The sequence below is a fragment of the Pseudomonas sp. MIS38 genome (genome assembly GCF_019891575.1).
Classification (GTDB): domain Bacteria; phylum Pseudomonadota; class Gammaproteobacteria; order Pseudomonadales; family Pseudomonadaceae; genus Aquipseudomonas; species Aquipseudomonas putida_A.
The window spans coordinates 208,876-226,525 of the sequence record NZ_JAFLXF010000002.1; the positions used below are offsets into that span (position 1 = coordinate 208,876).

Below are 17,650 nucleotides of genomic sequence, written 5' to 3' on the forward strand. Positions count from 1 at the left end.
GACTCCAGCGCCAAAGCGTCGATCTACGCGTTAAATCGTAGATCGACGCCTCTAGATGGGCGTTTTCGCCTAATTGAGGTTTTCGACGAGCAGTGCATCGACCCGCTGGAAGCCACGTGGAAGCTTGTTGCCACGCCGTCCACGCTCACCTTTGTAGTGTTCGAGGTCTTCAGCTTTCAGTTTATACGGACGTTTGCCTGCTTGTAGGATCAAGGTTGCACCCGCGGGAATCACAGCAATGTCCGTGACAAACTCTTCACGGCTGGCGACACGGTCACCCGGTACACCGATGATCTTGTTGCCCTTGCCCTTCGCCAGCTGCGGCAAATCGCTGATATTGAAGACCAGCATCCGCCCCTCGCTGGTCACGGCGGCAAGCAAGTCATTCTCGCGATCAGTCACCGGACGCGGCGCGATCACCTTGGCGTTGTTCGGCAAGCTCAACAGGGCTTTACCGGCCTTGTTCTTGGCTTGCAGGTCTTCGCCCTTGACCACGAAACCGTAACCGGCGTCGGAGGCGATCACATACAGCGCATCGTCTTCCGGCATCAGCACGCATTCGAAGGTCGCACCCGGTGGCGGGGTCAGACGCCCGGTCAACGGTTCGCCCTGGCCACGCGCCGACGGCAAGGTGTGGGCGGCGACCGAATAGCTGCGACCAGTGGAGTCAATTACCACGGCAGACTGGTTGGAACGCCCCGCCGCCGAGGTTTTGAAGCCGTCACCCGCCTTGTACGACAGGCCGGTGGCGTCGATGTCATGGCCTTTGGCCGAACGGATCCAGCCTTTTTCCGACAGCACGACGGTGACTTTCTCGTTCGGCAGCAGATCGTGTTCGGTCAGCGCTTTCGCTTCAGCACGTTCGACGATCGGCGAACGACGGTCATCGCCATAGGTTTCAGCGTCTTTGAGCAGCTCGGTGCGCACCAGCTTCTTCAGCTTGGCTTCGCTGCCCAGCAGGGCTTGCAGCTTGGCCTGTTCCTTGAGCAGTTCGTCCTGCTCGTCGCGCAGCTTCATCTCTTCCAGACGCGCCAACTGCCGTAGGCGGGTGTCGAGGATGTAGTCGGCCTGGATCTCGCTGAGGGCAAATCGCTCGATCAGCTTGGCTTTCGGGTGCTCCTCGGTGCGGATGATGTGGATCACTTCATCCAGGTTGAGGTAGGCGATCAGCAAACCGTCCAACAGGTGCAGGCGACGCTCGACTTTGTCGAGGCGGAATTGCAGGCGGCGACGCACGGTCAGCACGCGGAATTCCAGCCATTCGACCAGCAATGCACGCAGGTTCTTCAGCTGCGGCTTGCCATCCAGACCGATAATGTTGACGTTGACCCGGTAGGTCGACTCCAGCTCGGTGCTGGCGAACAGGTGCTGCATCAGCGCTTCGTGATCGACGCGGCTGTTGACCGGAATGATCACGATTCGGCACGGGTTTTCATGATCGGATTCATCACGCAGGTCAGCGATCTGCGGTGCTTTCGACGGCTTGGCCTGCATCAGCGCGGCGATCTGCTCCAGCACTTTGGCCCCGGAGACCTGATGCGGCAGCGCGGTGACGATGATGTCGCCGTCCTCGACGTGGTACACGGCGCGCATGCGTACCGAGCCCTTGCCGGTTTCGTACATTTTCAGCAGGTCGGCACGCGGCGTGATGATTTCCGCTTCGGTCGGATAGTCCGGGCCTTGAATGTGTTCGCAGAGCTGTTCGACCGTGGCTTTCGGCTCATCGAGCAAGCGCACGCAGGCAGTGGCGACTTCGCGCAGATTGTGCGGCGGCACGTCGGTGGCCATACCGACAGCGATGCCGGTGGTGCCGTTGAGCAGGATGTTCGGCAAACGTGCCGGCAACACCAGTGGTTCCTGCAAGGTACCGTCGAAGTTCGGGCCCCAGTCAGCGGTGCCCTGGCCCAGTTCGCTGAGCAGCACTTCGGAATAGCGCGACAGGCGTGCTTCGGTGTAACGCATGGCGGCGAAGGACTTCGGATCGTCCGGCGCACCCCAGTTGCCCTGGCCGTCGACCAGCGTGTAGCGATAGCTGAACGGCTGGGCCATCAACACCATCGCTTCGTAACACGCCGAATCGCCGTGCGGATGGAACTTGCCGAGCACGTCACCGACGGTACGCGCCGATTTCTTGTGCTTGGAATCGGCGTCCAGCCCCAGCTCGCTCATCGCATAAATGATGCGCCGCTGTACCGGTTTCAGGCCGTCGCCGATATGCGGCAGAGCACGGTCCATGATCACGTACATGGAGTAGTTGAGGTAGGCATTTTCGGTGAAGTCAGCCAGCGATCGGCGTTCTACGCCGTCTAAGCTGTCTGCAAGGATGTCGCTCATGCGGGCCTCATCGGTTCGTTGTCTGGCGCAGCAGCATGGTGCCGCCGCGCTGGGTAAATTCAAGTTTGTTCAGGGCGCTCATGCCGAGCAGCACCTGATCGCCATGCAGACCTGGCGCCACCAGCGCGCGGACGTCCCGCAGCACAATGTCGCCCAGTTGCAGACGGTCGATCTTTGTCCGGTAGCCCTGGCTCAGGCCGTTGGCCGTGCTCAGGGTCACGCCGAAACCTTCTTCCAGCTTTAACCGTTTGGCCAGATCCGCCGGGATCGCCACATCGGTCGCGCCGGTGTCGAGCATGAACTCCACCGGCTCACCGTTGATCTGGCCGCTGGCGACAAAATGCCCTTGGGCGTTGCCTGCCAGCTTCACCTCGATCACGCCGCCATGCTGCTCGGACGTGACCACCACGTTCGGATTCTGCTGACGTTCTTCCCACTGGCCGAAAAACCGCGTGGCCAGAAACAGCCCCGCGCACCAGGCCAGAATCATCAACACCCGGCCGGCGCGCTTGCCCGGCGGTTGCTGACTCACGGCTTGGCGCTCCAGCCACCTTCAGGCGCGGCGAAGCGCCAGACGATCGGGCGAACCTCACCGTCGGCGCGGGGGCCGAAATTATTGTCGACGCCGACCCACGCACCATCAGCATCAACGATCAATGCTTCTTCCAACCCGAAGTTCTGCGAGTAACGGCGGTTGGCCTGCAACAGTTCAGCGGCGTACGACCAGCAGCGCTCGACCTTGGCAGTCTGCGCGTCGCGCCGACAAATCTGGAAGGCGTTGCGTTCAAGGGTAAACAATTTGCCGTTGAACAACGAAAGGTCGGAAAAGTCGCGGTCGACCGCTTTGGCGTGCGGGAACTGCGGCGGCTGCATCTCCTTGCCGCCCTCGCTGAGCAGCACGCAACGACCGTCGCAATCCCACACCGTCTGCTGACGCTTGATCAGCAGCAAGCCGCGGTTTTGCCGTTCGCCGGCCAGCCACATCTGATCGCCCGCCGGGTTGATCGCCAGACCTTCGAAGATCGCATTGAAATGCAGGAGCATGCCACTGGCCCGCGCTTCGCGAACCATCATCGGCGAAATCTTCAGCCAGTTGACCGGGCCGCTGACGGGCACCTGCAAGACCGCCGCGTGGCCCTCGCTGACAATGTAGCGATTGCCGGCGCTGTCGCAGCTGATGCCTTCGAAATCGAGGTCGCCACCGCGCACGAACGACGCGGCCCAATTGCGCGAGCGCAATCCCCACGGCAAACCGGTCTCCGGCACCAGCGGCACGTCGATGTGCAAGGCTTCGGCCTGCCAGACCTGATCGGCGGTATTGAGCCGATAGATCTGATCGTCATCGCGGTCCGACACCGTCCACAACTCGCTGCCACACATGGCCAGTCCCGACAGGTTGCCACCACGCATGCCTTCGACCGGATGTTCCGAGAGCACGCGCAACTCCTGCAGCGGCTCCGCCGACACGCCCATCGCACTCAGCAGCAATGCACCCGCCAAGGCCCAGCCAAACCGCATCAGGCCAGCACCTCGGCAAGGTTGCCCTTGGATTCGAGCCAGGTCTTGCGGTCACCGGCGCGTTTCTTCGCCAGCAACATGTCCATCATTTCCGAGGTTTCGGCAAAATCATCGCCCAGCGTCAACTGCACCAGGCGCCGGGTGTTCGGGTCCATGGTGGTTTCACGCAGTTGCGGCGGGTTCATTTCACCCAGACCTTTGAATCGGGTGACCTGCGGTTTGCCGCGTTTCTTCTCGGCCACCAGACGATCGAGAATCCCGTCGCGCTCGGCTTCGTCGAGGGCGTAGTAGATCTCTTTGCCGAGATCGATGCGGTACAGCGGCGGCATCGCCACGTAGACGTGACCGGCGTCCACCAGCGGGCGGAAATGCTGGACGAACAACGCGCACAGCAGCGTCGCGATGTGCAGACCGTCGGAGTCGGCGTCGGCGAGGATGCAGATTTTGCCGTAGCGCAGCTGACTCATGTCTGCCGCACCCGGATCGACCCCGATGGCCACGGCGATGTTGTGCACTTCCTGGCTGGCCAGCACTTCGCTGCCATCGACTTCCCAGGTGTTGAGGATCTTGCCGCGCAACGGCAGGATCGCCTGGAATTCCTTGTCCCGCGCTTGCTTGGCGGAACCGCCGGCGGAATCACCTTCGACCAGGAACAGCTCGGAACGCATCGGATCCTGACCCGCGCAGTCAGCCAGTTTGCCCGGCAACGCCGGCCCCTGGGTGACGCGCTTGCGCTCGACTTTCTTGCTCGCTTTCAGGCGGCGACCGGCGTTGTTGATCGCCAGTTCGGCCAGCGCCAAACCGGTTTCCGGGTTGGCGTTGAGCCACAGGCTGAATGCATCTTTCACGACGCCGGAAACGAATGCCGCTGCTTCACGGGACGACAGACGCTCTTTGGTCTGGCCAGAGAATTGCGGTTCCTGCATCTTCATCGACAGCACGAAAGCGATGCGTTCCCAGACGTCTTCCGGCGCCAGCTTCACCCCGCGCGGCAGCAGGCTGCGGAATTCGCAGAACTCGCGCATCGCATCGAGCAGGCCCTGACGCAGACCGTTGACGTGGGTACCGCCCTGCGCCGTCGGGATCAGGTTGACGTAGCTTTCCTGCACCGCGTCGCCACCTTCCGGCAACCACAGTAGCGCCCAGTCGACCGCTTCTTTATTACCGGCGAGGCTGCCGCAGAACGGCTCGTCCGGCAGGCGTTCGAATTCGCTGACCGCGTCCACCAGATAGGAGCGCAGGCCGTCCTCGTAATGCCACTCGACTTTCTCGCCGGTGCCCTTGTCTTCGAAGCTGACCAGCAGCCCCGGGCACAGCACAGCCTTGGCCTTGAGCACGTGCTTGAGGCGGCTGATGGAGAATTTCGGTGAATCGAAGTATTTCGGATCCGGCGCGAAGTACACGCTGGTGCCGGTGTTGCGCTTGCCAACGGTGCCGACGATTTCCAGCTCGGTGGCCTTGAAGCCATCCTTGAAGGTCATCTGGTATTCGTTGCCGTCACGCTTCACGCGCACCCGGACTTCGGTCGACAAGGCGTTGACCACGGAAATACCCACCCCGTGCAGACCGCCGGAGAACTGGTAGTTCTTGTTGGAAAACTTGCCGCCCGCATGCAGCTTGGTGAGGATCAGCTCGACACCCGATACGCCCTCTTCCGGGTGAATGTCGACCGGCATGCCGCGACCGTCGTCGCTGACTTCCAGCGAGTGATCGGCGTGCAGAATGACCTGCACCGATTTGGCGTGGCCGGCCAGGGCTTCGTCGACACTGTTGTCGATGACTTCCTGGGCGAGGTGGTTCGGCCGACTGGTGTCGGTGTACATGCCGGGGCGTTTGCGCACCGGGTCGAGGCCCGAGAGGACTTCGATGGCGTCGGCGTTATAAGAGCTAGCGCTGGGAGTGGCCATAGGGTCTCGTCGTCAGTGATTCAATGAAAAAGGGGCAAGACTTCACAGTGCGGTGAAATCGATTGCCTGATACAAATCGGCGCCAATGCCGGCAAAACTCAACAACGCCGGTAATTGTTCGGCAAAACCCTGGTAACCATGGTCGCCGCCGGCCTGAATGCGCAAGGCGCAGGCCCGGTAATGCTGCTGGGCGAGGCGATAATCCAGTGTTTCATCGCCGGTCTGCAACCACACCTGATAACGCTGTGCATCCACGGGTGCCGGCACTTCCAGCTCGGCCAGGGCCGTCACATGGTCGTGGGTCAATTCCCAGGTCTCATCGGTATACAGGTTTTTCTGTGTGCCCAGGTAGCCGTCGAACATCCGGTGCGGGCTGACCGCCGGGTTGACCAGCAGGGCTTTCAAGCCGTGGCGCTCAGCCAGGTGAGTCGCATAGTAGCCGCCGAGTGAGCTTCCCACCAGCAACGGCCGGCCCAGCTCGGCAATCGCCCGCTGCAACTGACCGATGGCTTCACGCGGGTGGTGATGCAGCGCCGGGACACGCAATTGGTCGCTCAAACCCAGCCGTTCCATCACCTCGACCAGCTGACAGGCCTTTTTCGAGGCCGGCGCGCTGTTGAAACCGTGGATATAGAGGATCGAACCGGACATTTGAGCTCCCTGGGTGTCGGCGAAAGATAGCGGAGTTTACAGGGAGAAAGCCCCTCACCCTAGCCCTCTCCCGGAGGGAAAGGGACTGAATGGGGGATATTCAAGAGCTACACCGACTTGAGCGAGTTTCAGCGAATCCATAATCGACACATTCTTTCAGGTCGATGGATAACGCCAGACACCTCGGTCAGCTCCCTCTCCCTCCGGGAGAGGGCTGGGGTGAGGGGCTCTTGATCGAAATCAGTAGCCTTCGGAGCCGTAATCGACGGTGAATTGGAAGTCGGTAACGCGCTCGACACCGGTTTCCAGCCGCCCGTCCGGCAACAGCCGCAACCAGCGATAGCCCGGCGCCTGTTCGCCGACCTTGAAGTCGTGACTGCCGGGCTCGAACTGAATGCAGGTCGATGGCGAGGCCATCAGCCGTACGCCGTTGCGTTCGCGGTCGATCTCCTGATGCACATGCCCCCACAGCACCGCGCGAGCCTGAGGAAAACGATCGAGCACGTCGAAGAATGCTTCGGGATTGCGCAAACCGATCGGCTCCGCCCAGGCACAACCCACCGGCACCGGATGATGGTGGAAACACACCAGATGATGGCGCTCCGGCGCTTCGCTCAGCGAGCGCGCCAGCAGTTGCAACTGATCATCCTGCAGATACCCCGGCACAGAGCCCGGCACCGCCGAGTCGAGCAAGGTCACGCGCCAGTTGCCGACATCGACCACTGACTCCAGCAATGCACTTTGCACTGCGGCCTGAGCCATGATTTGCGGCTCATCGTGATTGCCGGGAATCCAGCGCGCCGGCGCATCGATCTGCGCCGTCATCTCACGAAACTGTTGATACGACTCCAGAGTGCCATCTTGGGAAAGGTCCCCCGTGGCCAGAATCAAGTCGATCCGAGGTTGCTGCCTGAGCACCAGTTCGATGACCTTTTGCAGGCTCTCGCGGGTGTTCATGCCCAGCAGTGTGCCGTCCGCCTCGGCGAACAGATGACTGTCGGATAACTGCACCAGCAACGCCGGATCGGCGGTGGTCAATGTGGATACGCTCGGCAAGGCGTTCTCCCAGGGCAAAAGCACGGAATCGGTTGAGTGCCGCAATTATGCTGGGGGATGACGCAAAGAGGAAACCGGCGAACCGGACGCAGTTCACAACTAGCGTACGACTTCGTACTCGTGCCCCAGGGCCAGACAATGGCTCAGCCATTCCCCGAGGAACAGATTGAGCTGGGCCTTTTCATCCGGCTGATGCATCGCGGCGTTCGGGTAAGGATAGATGCCGCGAAAGCGTCGTGCATGTTCGGCGCTGATCACCTCGGCCATGCGCGCGTCGTGATAGACCTGCACTTCCAGTTGCGGCACCGGCAGCCACGGCAAACTGTGTTCCTGACGCACCTGCAAAGTGGTGGTGTAGGGGCAAGTCTGCAGCACTTCGAGGGCCAGCACGCCGAGCATCTGCTCGCCCTGGGTCACGGCGATCCGCCGCGCCTCGGGGTCGTTGCGCATATCCGGCACCAGTCGCATCAGGCGCGCGTAGTTGGCCTCGCAGGCGGCTTGCAGCCCGGCGAGGTCGACTCGATAGCGATCGCGCAGCTTGTTTACGACCATAACCCCCTCACTTCGGCGCGGTTCAGCGCCAGCCATTGCAAGGCGATGATGCTCGCCGCGTTGGCAATGCGTCCGTCACGGACGGCCTGCAAGGCATCTTCAAAGGCCCAGACCGTGACACGGATGTCTTCTGCTTCTTCCTCCAGCCCATGCAGGCCGCCTACGCCTTCTGTACTGCAACGCCCCAGAAACAAATGCACGTATTCGTTGCTGCCACCCGGCGACGGGAAATATTGGGTCATCGGCCACAGGGCCTTGATGTCCAGCCCAGCTTCCTCCTGCGCCTCGCGGTGAGCAACTTCTTCCGGCACTTCGGCCTTGTCGATCAGACCGGCGACCAGTTCAACCAGCCACGGGTTGTCGGTCTTGCCCATGGCACCGACGCGAAACTGCTCGAGCAGCACCACTTCATCGCGCTGCGGATCGTAGGGCAGCAGGCACACGGCATCGTGACGCACGAAGACTTCGCGGTTGATCTCGCGGCTCATGCCCCCGGCGAACAGCTCATGGCGCAGGTGCAAACGGTCGAGCTTGTAGAAGCCCTCGTAGCAGCGCTCGCGCTTTACAACATCGACGGTGGCCGGAGTGGCGTTGGCAAAATCTGTCATGAGCATCCTCTCTTGCTGCAAATCCAATACGAGGCTGCTTTTGGTTACTGGCGGCCTCGACTTCGCGCCATCCTAACGCGCCCGCGATGATTGATGCAGCCCCTTTACCGTCAGCGGGATGGACGGTGGAGGCGAAACCCACTCTAATTAGCTTAGTGGCGAACTGACTGCTTCGGCGAGAGTCGAAGCGGATAACTTTTTGCCTTCCCCTGTTTCAGAAAGGACGCCCATGTCGCTTTTCAAAATTGCCTCCGTGGCCGCCATCGCCCTGACCCTGGGCGCCTGCGCCAACCTGTTCCAGCCCAACTACCGCACGCCGCTGGAAACCACCCGCGATGCGTCGGAAACCCTGAAACCCGGCTGTTCCAATCCGGACTGCCCGCTGGTGAATATCGATACCGTGCACTTCGCGGCCGAGCCTGCGCTGGACGGCATTATCGAAAAACGCCTGCTGCAAATGACCCGCACCGAGCAAAACGCAGCGGTAGCGCCAACCCTGGCCGCCTATCGTGATCAATTCCTGCGCAACGCCGGCCCGCGCAACAGCAGCTATTTGCAGGCCAAGGTACGCGAGCAGCATGACGGCTTGGTGATCATCGAACTGTCGAGCTACCTCGACACCGGCGGCGCCCATGGCACGCCGGGCCGCGGTTTCATCAACTATTCGCGTCAGCAGCATAAAGTGCTGAACCTGTCGGACATGTTGCTGCCGGGTCAGGAAGAGGCGTTCTGGAAAGCGGCGCAAGTGGCGCATAACAGCTGGCTGATCAGCACCAAGCTCGATCAGGAAGCGGATTTCGTGAAGAGCTGGCCGTTCGTCAAAACCCCGAACGTGGCGCTGACCTACGGTGGCGTGATCCTCAAGTACGACGTGAGCACCATCGCGCCTTACGCGCTGGGCCACGTCGAACTGAAGATCCCTTACCCGCGTCTGAACGGCATTCTCAAACCCGAGCTGTTTCCCGGCCGTAACTGAACGCCCGACCGAGCACCAGTTGCAACAGCCCTGCCAGCACCAGTGCCGGCAGGGTCGCGCCGACATCCGGATACAGATTCGCCAGCAAGTGGTAGGTGCTGATCCCGCCCAGCCACGCCAACAGCGCCGGCCAGCGCAATGCGGCTGACGCCACCTGAGCGCTGCGCTTGCGCAGGATGAAGTGATCCACCAGCACCACGCCGAACAGCGGCGCAAACACCGAGCCGATCAGCAACAGGAAGTTCTGGTACTGCGCCAACGGCGCCAGCAGTGCAATCAGGGTGCAGATCACGCCGATGGCCAAGGCCAGATGCTCGACTTTCAAGCGCAACAGAATCCCGCTCGACACCGCGGCCGAATGAATGTCGGCGAAAGCGTTTTCCGACTCATCCAATAGAATCAGCAACAGTGGAATGCCCAGACCGGCCCCGGCCAGTGCCAGCAGCAACGCATTGACTTCTCCGCTCGGCGCAAACGCCAGGGTGTAGGCCACGCCGAGGCTCATCAACCAGAAATTGCCGATGAAGAAACCGATGGCGGTGCCGCCGAAGACGTTCTTCGCACGCTTGCCGAAGCGCGAGTAATCAGCGATCAGCGGCAGCCACGACAACGGCATCGCGATGGCAATGTCGAAGCCCACGGCAAACGGCATTGAGCCGTCTCCGGTACGCGCCCAGAGTGCCGCCAGATCAGCCTTGGCGAACAGATTCCAGGTCAGCCAGATGCACGCGGCGAGGATCAGCCAGATACCCCATTTACGCAGGATCTTGCGCACGAACGTCAGCGGCCCGCTGACCGCGAGCAAAGTCGCCAGTGCGCCGAAGCACAAGGTCCAGAGCATCGGGCTGGCCCACAGCGAACCTTCGCTGAACGCACGGCTGCCGAGCAGACTGGCGGCGTCGCGCATGACGATGATTTCGAACGAACCCCAACCGATCAGTTGCAGCAGGTTGAGCAGCGCCGGCAGGCTCGCGCCTTTGCTGCCGAGGCTCAGTTTCAGTGCGGCCATCGACGACAGACCGGTATCGCTGCCGATCACGCCGACCGCTGCCAGCAGCAGCACGCCAACCAGCGTGCCGAGGAAAATCGCCAGCAGCGAACCGGAAAGGCCCAGACCCGGCGCGAGCAAGGCACCGGTTTGTAATACCATCAGGCCGATGCCGAGGGAAAACCACAGGGAAAACAGATCGCGACCGCCGAATACTCGCTTGTCGGCGGGTACGGCGAGGTCGGGGGAATAAGTGCCGGGTTGAATGCTCAAGGGTGTTATCTCAGAGGGACATTTGTTGTTGTGTGTGATCAAGCTGGCCCACTTGTGGCGAGGGGATTCATCCCCGATGGGCTGCGAAGCAGCCCCAAAACCTGAGAATGCGGTACATCTGAAGGACCCGGTTCTCAAAATTGCGACTGCTGCGCAGTCGATCGGGGATAAATCCCCTCACCACAAAAGATCAGTCAGGGATCAGACTTTTTTATAGAGCTGACTGCCTTCCTTCTTGAACCGCTCGGCCTGTTCCGCCAGGCCTTGGGCGACGTCCACGTCGACCGCGTCGATCCGCTGGTTGGCCGCGTATTCACGGACTTCCTGAGTGATCTTCATCGAGCAGAATTTCGGCCCGCACATCGAGCAGAAGTGCGCGACCTTGGCCGAGTCCTTCGGCAGGGTTTCATCGTGATACGAACGCGCGGTGTCCGGGTCCAGACCGAGGTTGAACTGGTCTTCCCAACGGAATTCGAAACGCGCCTTGCTCAAGGCGTTGTCGCGAATCTGCGCGCCCGGATGCCCTTTGGCCAGGTCCGCTGCGTGGGCGGCGATCTTGTAGGTGATGATCCCGGTCTTCACGTCATCCTTGTTCGGCAAGCCGAGGTGTTCCTTCGGCGTCACGTAGCAGAGCATGGCGCAACCGAACCAGCCGATCATCGCCGCACCGATACCCGAGGTGATGTGGTCGTAACCCGGCGCGATGTCGGTGGTCAGCGGGCCGAGGGTGTAGAACGGCGCCTCGTCGCAGCACTCCAGCTGCTTGTCCATGTTCTCTTTGATCAACTGCATCGGCACGTGGCCCGGGCCTTCGATCATGCACTGCACGTCGTGTTTCCAGGCAATCTTGGTCAGCTCGCCGAGGGTTTCCAGTTCGCCGAATTGCGCTTCGTCGTTGGCGTCGGCAATCGAGCCCGGACGCAGGCCATCGCCCAGCGAGAAGCTGACGTCGTAGGCCTTCATGATTTCGCAGATTTCGTCGAAGTGGGTGTAGAGGAAGTTCTCTTTGTGGTGCGCCAGGCACCACTTGGCCATGATCGAACCGCCACGGGAAACGATGCCGGTCACGCGTTTGGCGGTCAGCGGCACGTAGCGCAACAGCACGCCGGCGTGGATGGTGAAGTAGTCGACGCCCTGCTCGGCCTGTTCGATCAGCGTGTCGCGGAACAGCTCCCAGGTCAGGTCTTCAGCGACGCCGTTGACCTTCTCCAGCGCCTGATAGATCGGCACGGTACCGATCGGCACCGGCGAGTTGCGGATGATCCACTCGCGGGTTTCGTGAATGTGTTTGCCGGTGGACAGGTCCATCACCGTGTCCGAGCCCCAGCGAATGCCCCAGGTCAGTTTCGCCACTTCTTCTTCGATGGACGAACCCAGGGCGCTGTTGCCGATGTTGCCGTTGATCTTCACCAGGAAGTTACGGCCGATGATCATCGGTTCCAGTTCGACGTGGTTGATGTTGGCCGGAATGATCGCGCGACCACGGGCGATTTCTTCGCGGACGAATTCAGCGGTGATTTCTTTCGGAATGCTCGCGCCGAAGCTGTGGCCGGCGTGTTGCTGGTTCAGCAGGCCGGCGGCGCGGGCCTCTTGCAGCTTCATGTTTTCGCGGATGGCGACGTATTCCATCTCGGCGGTGATGATGCCTTTGCGCGCGTAGTGCATCTGGCTGACGTTGGCCCCGGCCTTGGCCCGGCGCGGGTTGTTGACGTGAGCGAAACGCAGTTTGGTCAGCTCCGGGTCAGCGAGGCGCTCCTGGCCGAAATTGGAACTCAGGCCCGGCAAACGCTCGGTGTCGCCACGGTCGTCGATCCACGCCGAACGCACGTCGCCCAGACCTTTGCGCACGTCGATCACCACGTTCGGATCGGTGTACGGGCCGGAGGTGTCGTAGACGGTGACCGGTGCGTTGATTTCGCCGCCGAAGTCGGTCGGCGTCACATCGAGGGTGATTTCGCGCATCGGCACGCGGATGTCCGGGCGCGAGCCCTGAACGTAGACTTTCTGCGAACGGGTGAACGGCTGAACCGACTGCTCATCGACCTTGGCCGAGTCACTCAGGTTGATCGCGTTTTTTGCTTTTATCGTCATCACGGGCTCTCCAGACAGCATCCAGGCAATGGATTGTCGGAGCAGAACCTGAAAGGCACGGACGCACCAAGACTGGTGCTGTGCATCGTCGTCGAGCGTTCGATTGTCGAACAATATCCCGGACGAAGCACAAGAGGACTCGCCGGGTGACGAGAAATCTTGTTCCCTACGCAGGCGCTAACCTGATCAGGTTCAACGGGATCCGAAATTATTCGATCTCAGCCTCATAGCAAGGCACCCCGACAAGAACCCGGCCAGTCTAGACACAACCGGCAAAGAACGCCAACACCGCGGCAAACACCATGATGAATGGCGCAATTACCGGGACTTGCAGGATTGTTGCCGCACGATTGCGCAACTACACTCGCTGTGCCCTGCGCGCCTTGACGCTGCCGGGGCCGCGCCGTAGCCTTGGCGCGCACATTATTTTCGTAATATTTTTGCTAGGGATCGCCTCATGCTGCGCAAACTTTCACTGGCTCTTGCCGTGTCTTGTGCGTCCAACGCAATGGCCTGGGCAGCAGAAGCGCCCTTGTCGACCAAGACCGATCTGGTCAGCGTCTATCAGGAAGCCGTCGACAACAACGCCGATCTGGCCGCCGCCCGCGCCCAGTACGGCGCCCAGAAAGAAGTGGTGCCACAGGCCCGTGCCGGCTTGCTGCCGAACTTGTCTGGCGGCGCCGAAGTGGCGAATGTGCGCACCTCGATCGACCAGCCTTCAGCCATTGCCAATCGCAGCGCGCATTCCTATCAGGCGACCCTGGCACAACCCTTGTTCCGCGCCGATCGCTGGTTCCAGTACCAAGCGGCGAAAGACGTCAACGAACAAGCCGCCCTGCAACTGTCGGCCACCGAGCAGAACCTGATCCTGCAATCGGCTGAAAGCTACTTCAACGTGCTGCGCAGCCAGGACAACCTGGCCTCGACCAAGGCTGAAGAAGCCGCGTTCAAGCGTCAGCTCGACCAGTCCAACGAGCGTTTCGATGTCGGCCTGTCGGACAAGACCGATGTCCTGCAATCGCAGGCCAGTTACGACACCGCGCGCGCCAACCGTATCGTTGCGCAGCGTCAGGTTGACGATGCGTTCGAAGCGCTGATCACCCTGACCAACCGTCAGTACAACTCGATTCAGGGCATCGTCCACACGCTGCCGATCCTGCCGCCGGCGCCAAACGACGCCAAGGCTTGGGTCGACACCGCGGGCAAGCAGAACCTCAATCTGCTGGCGAGCAACTTTGCGGTCAGCTCCGCCGAACAGACCCTCAAACAGCGCAAGGCCGGTCACCTGCCGACCCTCGATGCCGTGGCCAAATACGAAAAGGGTGACAACGACGCCCTCGGTTTCGCCAACCCGAACGCCTTCGGTACGCCGTACAGTGGCAACGTCGAGCAAAGCACCCTGGGCCTGCAACTGAACATTCCAATCTACAGCGGCGGGCTGACCAGTTCGCAAGTGCGCCAGTCCTATGCGCAACTGGATCAGAGCGAGCAACAGCGCGAATCCCTGCGCCGGCAAGTGGTGGAAAACACCCGCAACCTGCACCGCGCGGTGAACACCGATGTCGAGCAGGTGCAGGCGCGCCGCCAGTCGATCATCTCCAACCAGAGCGCGGTGGAAGCCACGGAAATCGGTTATCAGGTGGGTACGCGCAACATCGTCGATGTGCTCGACGCCCAGCGCCAGCTGTACACCTCGGTGCGCAACTACAACAACACCCGCTACGACTACATCCTCGACAACCTGCGCTTGAAGCAGGCGGCGGGGACGTTGAATCCGGGTGACTTGCAGGACCTGGCACGCTATCTGAAGCCCGACTACAACCCGGACAAGGACTTCCTCCCGCCGGATCTGGCCAAGGCAGCCGAAGCACAGCTCAAGGCGCGCCCGTAAACAATCTGGAAAATCCCCTGTGGCGAGGGGATTTATCCCCGATGGGGTGCGTAGCAGCCCCAAAACCATTCACCGCGGTGATTCAGTCAGATATGGCAAGCAGGGTTAACGACTGCTGCGCAGCCGATCGGGGATGAATCCCCTCGCCACAATAAATGTTCCAAGCGACTATTTGATCAACCTGCCCAGCCCATCCAGCAACCGCTGCAACGCTCCCTGATTACGGCGCATCACCGCCAGCCCGGCCTCGGCCATGCGTTGCGCATCGCGCGGCAATTCGAACAGGCGCTGCACTTCCACCGCCAGCCCTTCGGCATCATCCACTTCGGCCAGCGCACCGGCCTCGCGCAACTGCGCGGCGATGTCGAGGAAGTTGAACAGATGCGGGCCGCTGAGCACAGGTTTTGCCAGTGCCGCCGGCTCCAGCAGGTTATGCCCGCCGTTGGGCACCAGGCTGCCGCCGACGAAAGCACTGTCAGCCAGCGCATAGAGAAACAGCAGTTCGCCCATGGTGTCGCCAAGCAGCACTGAAGTGTCCGCTTCGACGTTGGCACCGGTGGAACGGCGCACCGTGGCAAAGCCTTCACGCTGGCACAACTCGAACACCGAGTTGAAGCGCTCGGGATGGCGCGGCACCAGAATCAGCAGCGCATTCGGGTAGTTCGCCAGCAGCCGACGATGGGCGTCGAGCACGACCTCGTCTTCGCCTTCGTGGGTGCTGGCGGCGATCCATACCGGGCGCTCCAGCGCTTGCCACTGCCCGCGCAGCTCAGCGGCACGTTGCAGCAGTTGCGGGTCGATGGTCAGATCGAACTTGATCGAACCGGTGACTTCAACCGTCTGCGGGCGGGCGCCGAGATCGCGGAACCGTTGGGCTTCGGCTTCGGTCTGCACCGCAAAAAAACTCATTTCAGCGAGCATCGGCGCGGTCAGCTTGCTGAAGCGGCCATAGCCTCGGGCCGAGCGCTCGGACAATCGCCCGTTGGCCAGCGCCACCGGAATCCCGCGCTTGGCGCACTGATGGATGTGGTTGGGCCACAGTTCGGTTTCCATGATCACCGCCAGTTTCGGTTTGGCGTGATCAAGAAAACGCGCCGCTGCGCACGGCAAGTCATAGGGCAGATAGCAATGCTGGATGCGCGGCTCATTGGCGAACAGTGCCTGAATCCGTTCCGATCCGGTCGGCGTCATGCAGGTCACGGTGATCGGCAGCTGTGGATAACGCTGCAGCAAGGCGCGAATCATCGGCGCGGCGGCAATGCTTTCGCCCACCGACACCGCGTGCACCCAGATCCCGCCGGGTTGCAGTCGCGGCATCCCGTAAGAGAAGCGCTCGCCAATCCGTTTGGCATATGCCGGGGCCTTGCGCGAGCGCAGCCACAGCCGAATCGCCACCAATGGCAGCCCCAGGTAAAACAGCGCGGTGTAGAGAGTTCTATTCATGGCGGCGGAGTTTATCGACTTTTGCCGCCAATCGCCCGCAAGTGCACGGCAAAACGTTCAGCCAGCCAGCGCGCAGCCGGGCCGAGGGGTTCATCCCGGCGCCAGACCAGCTCCACCACCAACGCCGGCGGGGTCCATTCGCTGTCCAGTTCGACCATCAGGCCCTGATAAGCCGAATACTGCACCACATGCCGGGGTAGCCAGGCCCAGCCCAGATCCCGCACCAACCATTCGGCCATCACGTAGAAACTGTCAGCGCGCCACACCTGCGGGCTAGCCGGTTCGTTGCCGGGGTAGACGCTGGTTTGCGTCGACATCAGCAATTGCCGATGCTGCGCCAGTTGCTGGCAGGTGACGTAGGACTGCGTCGCCAGCGGATGATTGATCCCGCAGACGGTGACCATTTCCACCCGGCCCAATACCCGACGCTCCAGCGCTTCGGGGATTTCATCGTGATAGAACAGCAGGCCCAGATCGGCGCGACGCTCGACCAGTTTGCGTGCGACTTCACCCTGGGCGGCGCTGGTCAGTTGCACTTCAAGGCTGGGAAATTGCTCGGCCAGCGCATCGAAGCTTTCCACCAGTGCCTGATACGGCATCGCTTCATCCTGCGCCACGCGCAACTGCGCTTCCTGGCCGCGCATCATTGCCATCGCCCGACCGTTCAGCCGCGCACATTGGCGCAACACTTCCCGGGCTTCTTCGAGCAGGGCTTCGCCCGCTTCGGTGAGCCTGGGTGAGCGACCACTGCTACGCTCGAACAGGCTGACGCCCAAATCGTCCTCCAGCATGGCAATCGCACTGCTGATCGCCGACTGCGCCTTGCGCTGCTGGCGCGCCACGGCAGAAAACGAGCGCTGTTCGGCGACGCTGACGAAGGCGCGCAGTTGTTCCAGATTCCACAGGGTATTCATGCTGCAACCCATCTTCAAAACAGATAGGTAATGACTTTACCCCATCTGAAGAGCGACTAGAATGCCGCCTCAGCAAGCAACGTTTTACATGAGGATCTACACATGAACGCCTACGCCTTCCTGGCTATCGCCATCTGCGCCGAAGTGATCGCCACCGTTTCGATGAAAGCGGTCAAAGGCTTGAGCACCCCGCTGCCGTTGATTCTGGTGATCGTCGGCTACGGGATTGCTTTCTGGATGCTGACGCTGGTGGTGCGCACTGTGCCGGTGGGGGTCGCCTACGCCGTGTGGGCGGGCATGGGCATCGTCATGGTCAGCGTCGCAGCGCTGTTCATTTATGGGCAGAAGCTGGACGTGCCGGCGATGCTCGGGATGGCGCTGATCGTGCTCGGCGTGGTGGTCATCCAGCTGTTCTCCAAGACTGCCGGGCACTGATTTGCAGTAACGC

At 61.4% G+C, this 17,650-nt stretch carries 15 protein-coding genes and 1 riboswitch; of the genes, 3 read left to right on the top strand and 12 right to left on the bottom strand.

Annotated elements, in window-relative coordinates:
* Window positions 1–69: 69 nt before the first annotated feature.
* From parC to J1G18_RS04555, 8 genes are all read right to left on the bottom strand, one after another.
* Window positions 70–2,334, bottom strand: coding sequence for a DNA topoisomerase IV subunit A (parC, locus tag J1G18_RS04520; RefSeq protein ID WP_047600727.1), 2,265 nt, complete (start codon window positions 2,332–2,334; stop codon window positions 70–72).
* Window positions 2,335–2,341: 7 nt separating this feature from the next.
* Window positions 2,342–2,866: a TIGR02281 family clan AA aspartic protease gene (locus tag J1G18_RS04525; RefSeq protein WP_027611396.1), complete on the bottom strand. Its 525-nt coding sequence runs from the start codon at window positions 2,864–2,866 to the stop codon at window positions 2,342–2,344.
* Complete coding sequence (locus tag J1G18_RS04530) at window positions 2,863–3,852, bottom strand: esterase-like activity of phytase family protein (protein WP_223007151.1); 990 nt, start codon at window positions 3,850–3,852, stop codon at window positions 2,863–2,865. Before J1G18_RS04530 ends, J1G18_RS04525 begins: the two co-directional genes overlap by 4 nt.
* Window positions 3,852–5,759, bottom strand: coding sequence for a DNA topoisomerase IV subunit B (gene parE, locus J1G18_RS04535; protein ID WP_007967400.1), 1,908 nt, complete (start codon window positions 5,757–5,759; stop codon window positions 3,852–3,854). The genes J1G18_RS04530 and parE overlap by 1 nt, the downstream gene beginning before the upstream one ends.
* A 42-nt stretch (window positions 5,760–5,801) precedes the next feature.
* Window positions 5,802–6,410, bottom strand: coding sequence for a YqiA/YcfP family alpha/beta fold hydrolase (locus tag J1G18_RS04540; RefSeq protein WP_134785294.1), 609 nt, complete (start codon window positions 6,408–6,410; stop codon window positions 5,802–5,804).
* 240 nt (window positions 6,411–6,650) lie between these two features.
* Window positions 6,651–7,466, bottom strand: coding sequence for a 3',5'-cyclic-AMP phosphodiesterase (gene cpdA / locus J1G18_RS04545; protein WP_098966917.1), 816 nt, complete (start codon window positions 7,464–7,466; stop codon window positions 6,651–6,653).
* A gap of 99 nt (window positions 7,467–7,565) precedes the next feature.
* Window positions 7,566–8,018 carry a DUF1249 domain-containing protein gene (locus J1G18_RS04550; RefSeq protein ID WP_007967395.1) on the bottom strand — a complete coding sequence of 151 codons (453 nt, stop codon included), beginning with the start codon at window positions 8,016–8,018 and terminating at the stop codon, window positions 7,566–7,568.
* Entirely contained in the window at window positions 8,009–8,626 is a 618-nt protein-coding gene (locus J1G18_RS04555; RefSeq protein WP_210556718.1) for an NUDIX domain-containing protein, read from the bottom strand. Before J1G18_RS04555 ends, J1G18_RS04550 begins: the two co-directional genes overlap by 10 nt.
* A gap of 229 nt (window positions 8,627–8,855) precedes the next feature.
* Between J1G18_RS04555 and J1G18_RS04560 the strand changes: the two genes are divergently transcribed.
* A complete protein-coding gene (locus J1G18_RS04560; protein WP_027611391.1) occupies window positions 8,856–9,602 on the top strand; it encodes an RsiV family protein in 747 nt (248 codons plus the stop codon).
* Here J1G18_RS04560 and cytX read toward each other — a convergent pair.
* Together cytX and thiC are read right to left on the bottom strand one after the other, a co-directional pair.
* Complete coding sequence (cytX, locus tag J1G18_RS04565; protein WP_223007152.1) at window positions 9,571–10,863, bottom strand: putative hydroxymethylpyrimidine transporter CytX; 1,293 nt, start codon at window positions 10,861–10,863, stop codon at window positions 9,571–9,573. The genes J1G18_RS04560 and cytX overlap by 32 nt on opposite strands.
* A 201-nt stretch (window positions 10,864–11,064) precedes the next feature.
* A complete protein-coding gene (gene thiC / locus J1G18_RS04570) occupies window positions 11,065–12,954 on the bottom strand; it encodes a phosphomethylpyrimidine synthase ThiC (RefSeq protein WP_223007153.1) in 1,890 nt (629 codons plus the stop codon).
* Between the two features lie 146 nt (window positions 12,955–13,100).
* A riboswitch (TPP riboswitch) is annotated at window positions 13,101–13,206 on the bottom strand.
* Between the two features lie 205 nt (window positions 13,207–13,411).
* On the opposite strand from thiC, the gene J1G18_RS04575 reads away from it, so the two are divergent.
* The gene (locus J1G18_RS04575; protein ID WP_134785290.1) at window positions 13,412–14,845 is read left to right on the top strand and encodes a TolC family outer membrane protein; all 1,434 of its coding nucleotides are present in this window, start codon (window positions 13,412–13,414) and stop codon (window positions 14,843–14,845) included.
* A gap of 168 nt (window positions 14,846–15,013) precedes the next feature.
* Here the strand turns inward: J1G18_RS04575 and waaA are convergent, their stop codons facing one another.
* Complete coding sequence (waaA, locus tag J1G18_RS04580; protein WP_135294826.1) at window positions 15,014–16,288, bottom strand: lipid IV(A) 3-deoxy-D-manno-octulosonic acid transferase; 1,275 nt, start codon at window positions 16,286–16,288, stop codon at window positions 15,014–15,016.
* An 11-nt stretch (window positions 16,289–16,299) separates the two neighbouring features.
* Complete coding sequence (locus J1G18_RS04585; protein WP_223007154.1) at window positions 16,300–17,202, bottom strand: LysR family transcriptional regulator; 903 nt, start codon at window positions 17,200–17,202, stop codon at window positions 16,300–16,302.
* Between the two features lie 102 nt (window positions 17,203–17,304).
* Here J1G18_RS04585 and J1G18_RS04590 point away from each other — a divergent pair, with 102 nt between their 5' ends.
* A complete protein-coding gene (locus tag J1G18_RS04590) occupies window positions 17,305–17,637 on the top strand; it encodes a DMT family transporter (protein WP_003221050.1) in 333 nt (110 codons plus the stop codon).
* Window positions 17,638–17,650: the final 13 nt, after the last annotated feature.

Excerpts from the sequence above, each read along its gene's own strand:
- J1G18_RS04530 (WP_223007151.1), bottom strand. The coding sequence starts at position 3,852 with ATGCGGTTTGGCTGGGCCTTGGCGGGTGCATTGCTGCTGAGTGCGATG.
- J1G18_RS04550 (WP_007967395.1), bottom strand. The coding sequence starts at position 8,018 with ATGGTCGTAAACAAGCTGCGCGATCGCTATCGAGTCGACCTCGCCGGG.
- J1G18_RS04585 (WP_223007154.1), bottom strand. The coding sequence starts at position 17,202 with ATGAATACCCTGTGGAATCTGGAACAACTGCGCGCCTTCGTCAGCGTC.
- J1G18_RS04590 (WP_003221050.1), top strand. The coding sequence starts at position 17,305 with ATGAACGCCTACGCCTTCCTGGCTATCGCCATCTGCGCCGAAGTGATC.
- waaA (WP_135294826.1), bottom strand. The coding sequence starts at position 16,288 with ATGAATAGAACTCTCTACACCGCGCTGTTTTACCTGGGGCTGCCATTG.
- J1G18_RS04540 (WP_134785294.1), bottom strand. The coding sequence starts at position 6,410 with ATGTCCGGTTCGATCCTCTATATCCACGGTTTCAACAGCGCGCCGGCC.
- J1G18_RS04555 (WP_210556718.1), bottom strand. The coding sequence starts at position 8,626 with ATGACAGATTTTGCCAACGCCACTCCGGCCACCGTCGATGTTGTAAAG.
- parE (WP_007967400.1), bottom strand. The coding sequence starts at position 5,759 with ATGGCCACTCCCAGCGCTAGCTCTTATAACGCCGACGCCATCGAAGTC.
- thiC (WP_223007153.1), bottom strand. The coding sequence starts at position 12,954 with ATGACGATAAAAGCAAAAAACGCGATCAACCTGAGTGACTCGGCCAAG.
- parC (WP_047600727.1), bottom strand. The coding sequence starts at position 2,334 with ATGAGCGACATCCTTGCAGACAGCTTAGACGGCGTAGAACGCCGATCG.
- J1G18_RS04560 (WP_027611391.1), top strand. The coding sequence starts at position 8,856 with ATGTCGCTTTTCAAAATTGCCTCCGTGGCCGCCATCGCCCTGACCCTG.
- J1G18_RS04575 (WP_134785290.1), top strand. The coding sequence starts at position 13,412 with ATGCTGCGCAAACTTTCACTGGCTCTTGCCGTGTCTTGTGCGTCCAAC.